General features: G+C 50.5%; 11 protein-coding genes. 6 read left to right on the top strand and 5 right to left on the bottom strand.

All coding sequences use genetic code 11. The annotated features are described in order from the left end of the window. Window positions 1-1,369 (bottom strand): molybdopterin oxidoreductase family protein (locus ACOJWD_RS11935; protein WP_486993454.1); only part of this gene is annotated, 1,369 nt, incomplete at its 3' end. Between the two features lie 578 nt (window positions 1,370-1,947). On the opposite strand from ACOJWD_RS11935, the gene ACOJWD_RS11930 reads away from it, so the two are divergent. Next, window positions 1,948-2,508, top strand: a complete 561-nt coding sequence (locus ACOJWD_RS11930; protein WP_486993453.1) for a DJ-1/PfpI family protein — start codon at window positions 1,948-1,950, stop codon at window positions 2,506-2,508. A gap of 38 nt (window positions 2,509-2,546) precedes the next feature. Here ACOJWD_RS11930 and ACOJWD_RS11925 read toward each other — a convergent pair whose 3' ends face one another. Both ACOJWD_RS11925 and ACOJWD_RS11920 read right to left on the bottom strand, forming a co-directional pair. Beyond that, window positions 2,547-3,197 carry an HAD family hydrolase gene (locus ACOJWD_RS11925; RefSeq protein ID WP_486993452.1) on the bottom strand — a complete coding sequence of 217 codons (651 nt, stop codon included), beginning with the start codon at window positions 3,195-3,197 and terminating at the stop codon, window positions 2,547-2,549. A 370-nt stretch (window positions 3,198-3,567) separates the two neighbouring features. Continuing rightward, window positions 3,568-4,416, bottom strand: coding sequence for a serine hydrolase (locus ACOJWD_RS11920; protein WP_486993451.1), 849 nt, complete (start codon window positions 4,414-4,416; stop codon window positions 3,568-3,570). A gap of 166 nt (window positions 4,417-4,582) precedes the next feature. On the opposite strand from ACOJWD_RS11920, the gene ACOJWD_RS11915 reads away from it, so the two are divergent. Both ACOJWD_RS11915 and ACOJWD_RS11910 read left to right on the top strand, forming a co-directional pair. Next, on the top strand, window positions 4,583-4,918 hold the full coding sequence (locus tag ACOJWD_RS11915) for a DsrE family protein (protein WP_486993450.1): 336 nt from the start codon (window positions 4,583-4,585) through the stop codon (window positions 4,916-4,918). Next, complete coding sequence (locus ACOJWD_RS11910; RefSeq protein WP_486993449.1) at window positions 4,905-5,765, top strand: molybdate ABC transporter substrate-binding protein; 861 nt, start codon at window positions 4,905-4,907, stop codon at window positions 5,763-5,765. The genes ACOJWD_RS11915 and ACOJWD_RS11910 overlap by 14 nt, the downstream gene beginning before the upstream one ends. A gap of 69 nt (window positions 5,766-5,834) precedes the next feature. On the opposite strand, the gene ACOJWD_RS11905 is transcribed toward ACOJWD_RS11910, so the two are convergent. Beyond that, entirely contained in the window at window positions 5,835-7,574 is a 1,740-nt protein-coding gene (locus tag ACOJWD_RS11905) for a peptide ABC transporter substrate-binding protein (protein ID WP_486993448.1), read from the bottom strand. Between the two features lie 421 nt (window positions 7,575-7,995). After that, window positions 7,996-8,997: a COX15/CtaA family protein gene (locus ACOJWD_RS11900; protein WP_486993447.1), complete on the bottom strand. Its 1,002-nt coding sequence runs from the start codon at window positions 8,995-8,997 to the stop codon at window positions 7,996-7,998. A gap of 222 nt (window positions 8,998-9,219) precedes the next feature. On the opposite strand from ACOJWD_RS11900, the gene ACOJWD_RS11895 reads away from it, so the two are divergent. The 3 genes from ACOJWD_RS11895 to ACOJWD_RS11885 form a co-directional block, all read left to right on the top strand. Further along, complete coding sequence (locus ACOJWD_RS11895; RefSeq protein ID WP_486993446.1) at window positions 9,220-9,447, top strand: hypothetical protein; 228 nt, start codon at window positions 9,220-9,222, stop codon at window positions 9,445-9,447. After that, the gene (locus ACOJWD_RS11890) at window positions 9,419-10,042 is read left to right on the top strand and encodes an O-methyltransferase (RefSeq protein ID WP_486993445.1); all 624 of its coding nucleotides are present in this window, start codon (window positions 9,419-9,421) and stop codon (window positions 10,040-10,042) included. The genes ACOJWD_RS11895 and ACOJWD_RS11890 overlap by 29 nt, the downstream gene beginning before the upstream one ends. Before the next feature lie 36 nt (window positions 10,043-10,078). Further along, window positions 10,079-10,770 (top strand): cupin domain-containing protein (locus ACOJWD_RS11885; protein ID WP_486993444.1); only part of this gene is annotated, 692 nt, incomplete at its 3' end.

Below are 10,770 nucleotides of genomic sequence, written 5' to 3'. Positions count from 1 at the left end.
GTTCGTAAGTCATCCCACGAAATAAAGGTGAAAGGAAGCGCATTTCGTCAAAGACGCCTTCCCCATCCAGTTCCGGCCAATTGCCTCCCATGGCATTAGCCAACTTAGTGACAATCCAAATGTCGTCTTGGGCCAGTCCCGGAGCGACGCGAGCCGGCTGCACCAGTTGTACACGGCGTTCACTATTCGTATAGGTTCCCGCACTCTCAGCAAAGGACACCCGCGCTGGGAAAACGACATCGGCCATTTCTCCGGTCGCCGTGAGAAAAATGTCCTGAACCACTAATGCATCGAGCTTTTCGAATAACCCCCGCACATGATGCTGATTGGCTTCGGAATCAATCGGATTTTCTCCAATGACGTAAAGCCCACGAATGCTTCCGTCTCCCATCCCCTCGAACACTTGCGTTTGGTCTCGCCCGGGGACGGGCGATATGGTCGTATGCCAGCCTTCTTCAAAGCGTCGACGAGCGCCCTCGTCCGCCAGATCCTGAACACCTGGGAGCTTATTCGGCAAGGCCCCCATGTCCCCTCCGCCCTGGACATTGTTCTGCCCACGCAATGGATTCAATCCGGAACCATACTTTCCGACGTGCCCCGTCAATAAGGCGAGGTTAATCAGAGACAGGACATTGTCCACCGCATTATGATGCTCGGTAATTCCCAACGTCCAGCAAATCATGGCACGCGGAGCACGAGCAAAGGCACGAGCCAATTCTTCGATACGCTTTTTGTCGATACCGGTAACCATAGCAGCCCGCTCAGGCGGCCAATTTGCTACCGAGTCCCGGAAATCGGCAAATTCACGAGTCGCTTTATCAATAAACCCGTGATCTTCGAGACCCTCACGAATAATCACATGCGCCATCGCGTTTACGAGCGCGATGTCACTACCCACGGCAATCTGCAAATGATCATGCGCCCGCATGGTGGTTAGGGTCTTACGAGGATCGACCACCACTAACCGCGCCCCGTTTCTTACCCCTTTCATCATATGATGAAAGATAATCGGATGGGCCTCTGCGGCATTCGAGCCCACTAACAACAGAAAATCCGTGTGTTGAAATTCTTCGTACGAACTGGTACTGGCACCTGTTCCAAACACGGCCACGAGACCCGCGACCGAAGGAGCGTGTCACGTACGGTTGCACGAATCAATGTTGTTGGTGTGAAAAATAGAACGCGCAAACTTCGATGCTAAGTAGTTCAATTCGTTGGTCGACTTGGAACAACTAAACACCGAGAGTGCATCGCCACCCGATTCATTAATAATCGGCTGAAACACATCACGCGCACGCGCCAATGCCTCGTCCCACGTCGCAGGTTGTAATCGACCATCAACACGAATCAAGGGCGTACTAAGCCGCATACGCCGTTTCACCACTTCTGATGTCGCCATGTGAAAATCCCTCCCTTCCTCGATCTACGGATGCCGTCCCAATTAGCCCAGCATTTTATTGCAACTATCACATTCGTGACTAAATTACGACTTATCTCCTTGGCCAATGACCAAGAATCGCATCCGTGAGCGTCAGATGCGTGTCCCTCGAACTAACCCGCAATGACGAGGCACCGCAGCTAACCTTACTTAGCGTTAGTATAGATCGAATTGCTTGCATGACAAAGGATAGATAAGATTTCTCAAATCTCGAGTCAACTTCCCGCGATAATTTCTGACTAGACACTACGAAAGCCTGCTGTCGTCGCTTGTAACCCTTGTCACTGCAGGATTTTCTCATTTTACAATCCTGTAGAAATATCCAAATAAATCCAGAACAGGAGCTCCTCCAGCGGTAAAATTCGTCTTTTCCGACCATGATATTACGATAATTTATACATGGTTCAAATGTGACATTATAACGTTTCTCCCCTCTTCTCCCCACTTGCTTAGTGCGTTACAGTAATGGGTAAAATCCGCAAAAAATTCCCCTAAAGGAAGGTGGTATCATGCCCCGCATTCTTCTACTCACGGGAGATGGCGCTGAGTCTCTTGAGGTCATGTATCCCTATCAGCGTCTCAAAGAGGAAGGTTATGACGTAGACATTGCCGCTCCGAGTAAAAAAACGTTGCAAACCGTAGTACATGACTTTGTCCCCGGCTTTGACACCTATACGGAAAAGGCCGGTTATCGCGTGGAGTCCGATCTTGCATTCAAAGACGTCCGCCCCGAGAACTATGCTGCCGTAGTCATTCCTGGAGGCCGTGCTCCCGAATACATTCGCAACGACCCTCACTTTGTTCGCATTGTGCGTCACTTTTTTGCTGTTGAGGCACCCGTCGCACAAATCTGTCATGCACCCATCGCGTTGGCCACAGCGGGCGTTCTCAATGGCCGTCGGTCTGCAGCCTATCCGGCATTAGCGCCAGACGTTCAAGCTGCCGGTGCCACCTTTATCGATGGTGCAGCTGTCGTCGATGGACATATGGTGTCAGCCCGTGCTTGGCCCGACCATCCTGAATGGATGCGAGCTTTCATGCAACTCTTACGGGAAAAGGCCCCGGTTTAATCGCCCGATGCATTAGTATAGTTGACCGGGAGATGGCCTCAGGAGACCATCTCCCGCAATTTAACGACATTGACACCTTGAAGGTCTGGATAGATGGTAGTATCTAGAGGAAATTCCAATTCCTTCGTCGAGGGATTTGGTACCACCAAACAGGCGATTCCTGCATTCTGAGCCGCCTGCACTCCGTGAGGCGAATCCTCTATCGCCACCGCCTCGTCGGCACGAATCCGCATCAGGGAAAGCGCGAGCCGATAAACCCCCGGGTCTGGCTTAGGCACACCCACATCCGCTGCGGTGACAATGGCGGAGAAATACCGACTGATGTCATGATCTAAGAGATATCGCTTAATCCATTGTCGTGATGAACTACTCGCAATAGCCGACGGAATCATCCGCTGTCTCAGTTCGTCTAAAAGCGCTTTGACGCCTGGCCGAAGAGTCATGGTCTCTCTGCGAAGCGCAAAACGCCGCCCGTACTCTTCATAGACTGCAGCGCGATGAATCGATCCTACCTTCGCTTCTAATAAATCCAACGGGTCGATAGTACTAATAGTTCCGACCATTGCGGCCCATTCTTCGACAGCAAACGACGTCTTATGTTCGATGAAAATGGCTTGCCAAACTTCAAACTGGGGCGTCTCGGTATCGACAATCGTTCCATCAAAATCCCAAATCACTCCATGTAACATCGCTGTCCCCATCCCCCTAAGTATCGCATGAGGTCATTCTATCATGGCGACCTTGGGAGGGCGCCGTCACTGCAGCGGAAGACCGATGGTCGCGTCCTTGACAAGAACTAACACGCTCGAGCCATGCACCGTGATAGCTATTTAGTCTTGGGGCCCCAATCCGCATCAGTGACCATCATATTTTGTTGAGCAGTGTGACCTACTACTATATCCCCCTACATTGCACCAAGCGGCTCTCATGCAGTGTCCATGATCCGAAAAAATCCCTTCCCCGGTGCCGGCATCAACGACAGCGTCGCATGAGAAATCCCACAAGTGAGTTTATGAGGTGCCACGTCCCCTCGTGAAGTTGCTTTAGGTTCTAAATATGCTACGACGTGGCTCTGATGCCCGAATAGTGGTCAAAGACAGCGCGAGATACGCGAGGAAGAATCACTTGGGCTTCGGTATCCACATGAAAACGGGGATCTTGAGATCCTTCACTCATGATGGCAATAGCATAGTCGCCCCACGGTGTTAACACCAGACCGGCATCATTTCTCACCCCCGTAAGCGACCCGCTCTTTGACAGCACTCGCACTTTGGGAGGGGCATCTTCGTTGTCACTAATGAGTGCGTACGGCATCTCCCGAGTGAGAAGCGTATTATATTGCTGCCGACCCAAAATATCGAGCGCCACGTCGCGCCATGCGGCTTGGAGAATCTCTGCATAATAGAGCCCTTTTAACATGGTGACCAAGTCATAGACACTGCTATGCGCTAAAGGCTCTGGGACGTCGAATGAAATGTTGCGATAGATCGTAGTATCGGATAATCCGTGCTCGCTGCACCACTGGTTTACTCTCTCGACACCTATGGTGCGTAAGACCATGTTGGTGGCGAGATTATCGCTCACGGTAATCATCAACATGAGCACGTCTTTGAATGGCAAACGGATCCCTGGGGTCAAATTTTGAAGCACGCCCGATCCTTCAACATAATCCTCAGCGAGATATTGAATCTCCTCTCCCAACTGATACTCTCCCCGCTCGCATCCTTGCAAAACACAGAGTAAAATCGGAAGCTTCATCACCGACGCCGTCTCCATAGAACGATGAATATCCCCATAAAAGATCACCTCTTTGGTCGCCAAGTGCTCGGCATAGAGCACCCATTTCCCACTAAAATCGGCTGCAATCCGCCGCATTTCTTCGTCGATAGCCGTTGTCACTGTCGTCACCTAACTTTCATCACTAACATGTCTCTTTATCATTACGGATTGTCCTCTAATTGTCACGTAATGAGGCACTAGGTCTCAGGAGCCAGGTCCTGGATCTTCCCTTCAGTTGAACCGAAATACCTCAACAGGTATACTTTGTTTACTAAAATGAAGCGAGGTGGTCCGCATGGCCAGCGTCGTTATTCAACTCAACGAGTCTTCACCCGACAAACATCGTGCTGTCCTGAGGAATATCAAAAATCTCATGGACGAGATGCCCGATCTGCATGTGGAATTGGTCGTGCACGGCGAAGGAATAGCCCTTGTCACTCACGGTTCAGAGATGGCCGAGCCTGTGTCTCAACTCATCGACCGTAACGTCACTGTGGCGGTATGTAAAAACACCTTAAAAATGAAAAAGATTGACGAGACTACTCTTCTTCCAGGTATGACTTTCGTTGATGCCGGTATCGCCGAATTGGTCCGACGACAAATGGAGGGATACGCCTATGTCAAACCCTAATGAGTCCCCGATCATCGATTTGGCATCCTTTGATACCATAGTCGATTTGGTAGGAAATCCCTTCACCGCAGATCTGACGTTGTTTCTCAATGGCAACCAGTTTATGGTGATGGACGACCTGTTGAAAGCCTTTCGCGAAGAATATCCCACATTCTCCAATATCTATTATGAAACCCTTCCCCCGGGAATTTTGCTTCAGCAAATCCAGGCGGGAGGAAATCTGCAGATTGGTGCGTTACACCTCTCAGTCAAGCCCGACATTTATACCGCGGGCAAGAGTGAAATGGAGCAATTGGCACCTTCGCTACTCGCCCCGATGCCTTATGCCGAAAATCACTTGGCTCTTTTAGTTCCCGAAGGCAATCCCAAAAATGTGAAGGGGTTCCCCGACCTAAGCGATGCCAGTCTTCGCATTGCCATGCCCAATCCCGCCACAGAGGGGATCGCGCGTCTGGCGAAAGAAGCCATTCGGCGGGCTGCTGGTGAGAGCGCCGTGAACGAAGTCTTTCAAATCAAGTTGCACAACGGCACAACCCGATTGACCACCGTTCACCACCGCGAAACGGTAGCGTGGCTCAACGATCATCAGGTCGATGTCGGTGTCGTGTGGAAAAGCGAAGCCATGTATGCCATTCGACAAGGGCATCCCCTGATGATGGTGTCGTTGGAGCATTTTAAAGAAAACCCTATGGGTCAATATTGGGTCGCCGGCGTGAAAGATGCTCCTCATCCCGAGGCACGAGATGCATTTTTACGTTTTCTTCCCTCAAAAATGGCATCTGAGATCTATTCCGCCTATGGATTTTCACCACTCTCGCATACCTCCTCGTCATTCGCCGGATTCTAGTCACGGGAATAGGGCCCCCTCCCAAGTCGCCGTGGAGAGGGCCCTATTTGTGTCATTCACTATTTCCCCTTAGGACTTTGAGGAAACCCACCAGTAGTTAAACTGCGGCATACCCGTGGCAGGGTTATAGTACTGCTGCACGTTGTGCACGTTGGGCAATGACACCACCAAGGTGGCCACATTGTTATTCCATAGGAACGGCAATTGCTTAGCCGTGTAAGTTTCGTATTCATCAAAGACCTTCATACTCTCAGCAGCGGTCGCATAGGGCGTATGAGTTTCTTTAATGAGGGTGTCTTCTTCTTGGCTAGAATATCCATAACCAGAAGCGGCTCCGGTGGAAAAGAGTTCTCCACCCGAAGGATACCACCCCGGGCCATCATAGAGCCAACCCGTTCCAGTGGCAATTTGCCAGGCGTTGGGAGTCTTCGGGTTACTCACAATCCCGATAAGGGTACTAAACGGTTCGCCCTTCAAAGTGACCTTAATGCCCTCTTTTGCCCAATCCAGTTGCATAAGTTCGGCCGCTTCTGTCGAGGCGGTACTCCCTGATGCATAGAGCATAGTAAACTGTAACTTCTGACTGCCCTTGGTCATGACACCATCGACCTCATGAAATCCATGACTGGTAAGCAGTTTCTTGCCAGCAGAGACGTTATACGGGTACGGGTTTTTAAATGAGGTGTCATAGAACTCGGTTTTCGGATCAGAGGGGATCGGTCCAAAGGTCGGCGGAGCGTAGCCATGATAAATGGCGGTATTAATCTCATTCTCGTCAATGCCCATTTGCATCGCTTGACGAATGTAGAGCTGATTGAAAATCGCCTGGGTTTTTCCTCCCGGATACATATTCAAATCCGTATAAAACATCCCAAACGGAAGTGCCGCGAAAATAGAGTCGCCTGCCGACGTCAATTCTCCCTTCGAACCATATTCGCTCAAATCAAGGTATCCTACATTGACCGCCCCGGTTTTTAACCCTGCGAATTCCGCCGAATTTGAACCTTGGTAGGAGAATACCAATTCCTTCACGAGCGACTTATGGCCGTCATAGCTAGGATTTGGCGTCAACACCCACTCTTGGTTGGCAACCGCCTTTTTGAGTTCAAAAGGCCCATCAACCACATTGTCAATTCCGGGGTTGGTCCCTTGCGATCCCAAGTACTTAATCTCATTGGTGATATTCTTATGAATATCCCAGGCACTCGCCGGCATCGGAATGAGTTGGATCAGCCCATTTTCAATAAACCATTGCTGGTTCGCAGGCTGATCGAGCGTAAACGTGAGTTCATAGGGATTATTTTCTACGACACTCTTCACGCCCGTGGGAATATCCCCGGTTCCGGCTCCAACAAACGGCCAAGGAGAAGGCGCATTCGCGGCCGAAGCCGCCTTGACCACGTCCCAGGTAAAGAGCACATCTTTTGCCGTCACTGGCTGTCCATTCGACCAATGCCACTTTTTGTTTAAGAAGACATGGTACACCGTTCCTGCACTATTATAGGTAATGTTACTGGCAATGGACGACTTCCAGTCAATCTGGTATTTGTTATTGAGCCATATCAGCGGCTTATAAAGCATGTTCAACATCTGCGTGTTATAAATCGAGTCAAAAGCCGACGTCGTTATCGGCAAGTACCAATTGATATCGGTTTGCGGCGGGAGTGCGAAGACAATAGTTCCACCCTTTTGCGGCGCAGACGATGTGCTGGTTGCAGCTGTGGTGGACGTCGCTCCGCAACCTGCCGCTATCAAAGCTACACTCGCCACCATCGCTGAGGCCAAAACAATCTTGGACTGCTTGTTCATAAAACCCTCCCTCATCTATTGGCGTCATTGACGCCATAGGATACTGCTCGTTGACGATCTCCCCAACCGATACAAGGTTCGCGATTGCAAGCCAAATTTCCTGCCGTTTTGCAGATATTTCGCACTCTTTTTGTCTGGGCGCGTACCCAAGTAATGGGGATACATCCATCTTGCAGGCCATAGAAAGTTTCCTAACGAGTGATTTGAGAGTCAGTCAAGTTGATTTATTTTATAAGATAAGGCTAACGATCTCTAGATACGGTAGCCTTATCGACTTATGAAATTCACAGGCACGTTCTCCACAATTCAATGGCTCACCCACATCAACCTAGTCTATCTCACGTTAGGCGTGGCACTATATCTCTTCCACGGTGTCCCGCTCTCTCATGCTCATCCCCTAGCCCGCCAGCACACGTAGATGCTAAGAGCGCTCACTGATGGTCGACGCACTGGCACTATGAGTACCGACCGGCGGTTGAACCGTTTTCTGCAAGGGCATAGTCTCGAGTCCTAAGTAACTAAGAATAATGAAGAGAATCATTAGCGTCAAAATGTGAAGCAAATAGGGCCCCGTGGCTAAGTTGCTGAGCGCTAAATTTGCGCCAGTAGCAATTTGCAGCAGTACGGAAATGAAAAACCAAAATCCGCCACGCGCTAAGTCCCGTCGTCCCTGACGATACCGTCGCAAATGAACGAGCAACGCCACTGACAAAATCGCTAGAGCCACCGCCGCCAAGCGATGAATAAAGTCGAGACCGACAAGCCCAGAAAACCCAGGAAAAACCTTCCCATTACAAAGCGGCCAGGTTGGACATGCACTACCCGCTCCACGAAACGCCACATAGGAACCCCAATAAATTGCAATATACGTAAAAACCCAAATCCCCAGTATCCAAACCCGAGTGGATCGATCTGTGTGCTCACGCCAACGAATACCTGAAGGTCGTCCTTGGGCGAGTGCCTCGATCTGAAAGATAAAGATAGTCAACAGCATCACACCCACCATGGCCAACAGCCCAAATCCCAAGTGCAACGCCAAAACCGTCGGGGGATTGACAAACAGCACGGCGATTGCGCCAAGTCCCGATTGAATCAAAATAAACGCGATCCCCACCCACGCTAACACCTTCACTTCGACAAAGCGCCGATAGCGAATCAGCGACCAGACCAAAAACACCCCAGCGATCATCGCAAATCCACCCACTAGCACCCTATGCCCGAACTCGATCAGCACATGAATATTCGTTATGGAAGGAATCACTTTCCCGTTACACAAAGGCCAATCGCTTCCGCAGCCAAGAGCAGAATTCGTCTGCGTATCAAGAAAGCCCACCATGTTGATGATAAACATACCCACTGCCGCTACCACTGCTAACACCTTCAGAAACGTGGAAGGTATCGCTGTCTTATCCACCGAGTTCATTCGCCAATTTTCCCCTACCTTCCCTGTCGATTCCTGAGAACATGGTCTCTTCGATGCATGTAGCGTATCACAGGACCTCATCCTCGGCCATGATGCAAAAGACCTAGTTGCTCCCTGCGGTTGTTCCTATCTTTTGCAGTTATGGAAAATTTCATTCGCTATGGAGAAGCATCCTAACCTCGTCTATACTACCAATCAGAAGCTTTTACCAAGGAGGTCGTTATGCCAACCATTACCGTATCTAAGCGCTTTTACACTGAAGTGGCTCTCCCTGGAATGGGGCGCAGCATCGATCTTATTGGGCAGTCCGCCACAGATGTCGCGAGTCTTCGCCAAGCATTTCAAGCTCGCGATTTATACGTGCAATTTGTGGAGGAACCCGAGACATCATATCCGGTGATTCAGTTGTGGGCGAGTCCCCATGGCGATCAAGTCACCCTATTTATTTAGTGGGCGCCGCGCACATAGGGAAAGGTTGAGTCCCTTGTCGTATCCAGTCAAAGTCCAGCAATGTATGGAACTCGCTACCCAACAACACTTTACGTCATCGTGTTTAAGCGAAGTCGGGATGGTCCTACAACTTTTGGCATCAAATCCCCAAATTCGCTCGGTTGCGGAATTAGGCACCGGGTGTGGCGTGGGAACAGCATGGCTCTCATCATGTTCCACCGCAAAAATTCATACCATCGATCACAACAAGACTCTTTATAGCGAGGTATCAAAGCTCTTTCGTGACATAACCACAGTTCATGTACACTGTGGTCCGTGGACGGATGTGCTCCGTTATGCTCCATTCGATCTCATCTTTGTAGATATCGCTCAGGCCAAAATCGAACAGGGAGAAGCGGTCATTGATTCTCTAATGGCAGGGGACATGGTTCTTCTTGACGACCTGACACCGAAAGAATTTTGGCCCCCCGAATGGATCGGCCGGGTCGACCCAGTACGGCAGTTCTGGCTAACCCATCCCCAATTACTAAGTATTGAACTGCAAACATCAAAAGAGCACAGCCTGATTGTGGCCAGAAAAAGAACCGAGATTTGACGTTAATCACTACACTACAAAGGAGAACTTTTGCCGATGACGAGAGCATTCTTAGTGCACGAGCTTCCCCATACCACAGAAGAGGTCCCCGTGCTTCGCTGGGACCTTGCATGGGCGCTTTTTCTACCGACAATCCCCCATGACATCCCCAGCGGCGATGGGAAAAAGTTGGTACCCCTAGCCCACTGGTTCTGGGACACCATTGCGCGATATGAGGGACGGCTTCGCCAAGACAACCCCGATGTATTATGGTGCGTTTTGCCGCACCTCAGCGTTCAGGGACTGGAATTCGTTCGGCGACTGCTCTCGTTTTGGGTCGATGAAATCTATGAGCTCCCCTCCAGTGACCACCTCTCGGATCAAACCGCCTGGGGAGAAAACCTCTGGTGCCCACCCACATTCAATGTATTCAGTCCCCCTGCGCCAGGCCATGCCTTCTCGCATCTCAGAGAGGTCTATGGGCCTCAGGAAGAAGCTCGCTATGCCATGCCTCTCCTCGGCATGGGCCGGGCCTTTATGCGAGTAGAAGTAATCCCGCCCCACAGTGCTACCGCGCGTCTTCATAGTCATTCAGCGGTTGATGAATACTATCTTGTGCTCTCGGGGCGCGCCACCTTAAGAATGGGTTCCCATCAAGTTGAGGTCGGGCCAGGCGATCTCATTGCTAAGCCTACCGGACCAGATTTGACCAGTCATTTAGTGACCGACTTGGGCGAATCGCTGTCGGT

The organism is Sulfobacillus sp. TH-112 (assembly GCF_057473405.1).
The sequence above is the reverse complement of the archived record's forward strand: the minus strand, read 5'-3'. Positions and strand labels throughout refer to the sequence as shown.

Excerpts from the sequence above, each read along its gene's own strand:
- ACOJWD_RS11930 (WP_486993453.1), top strand. The coding sequence starts at position 1,948 with ATGCCCCGCATTCTTCTACTCACGGGAGATGGCGCTGAGTCTCTTGAG.
- ACOJWD_RS11925 (WP_486993452.1), bottom strand. The coding sequence starts at position 3,197 with ATGTTACATGGAGTGATTTGGGATTTTGATGGAACGATTGTCGATACC.
- ACOJWD_RS11915 (WP_486993450.1), top strand. The coding sequence starts at position 4,583 with ATGGCCAGCGTCGTTATTCAACTCAACGAGTCTTCACCCGACAAACAT.
- ACOJWD_RS11910 (WP_486993449.1), top strand. The coding sequence starts at position 4,905 with ATGTCAAACCCTAATGAGTCCCCGATCATCGATTTGGCATCCTTTGAT.
- ACOJWD_RS11905 (WP_486993448.1), bottom strand. The coding sequence starts at position 7,574 with ATGAACAAGCAGTCCAAGATTGTTTTGGCCTCAGCGATGGTGGCGAGT.
- ACOJWD_RS11900 (WP_486993447.1), bottom strand. The coding sequence starts at position 8,997 with ATGAACTCGGTGGATAAGACAGCGATACCTTCCACGTTTCTGAAGGTG.
- ACOJWD_RS11895 (WP_486993446.1), top strand. The coding sequence starts at position 9,220 with ATGCCAACCATTACCGTATCTAAGCGCTTTTACACTGAAGTGGCTCTC.
- ACOJWD_RS11890 (WP_486993445.1), top strand. The coding sequence starts at position 9,419 with ATGGCGATCAAGTCACCCTATTTATTTAGTGGGCGCCGCGCACATAGG.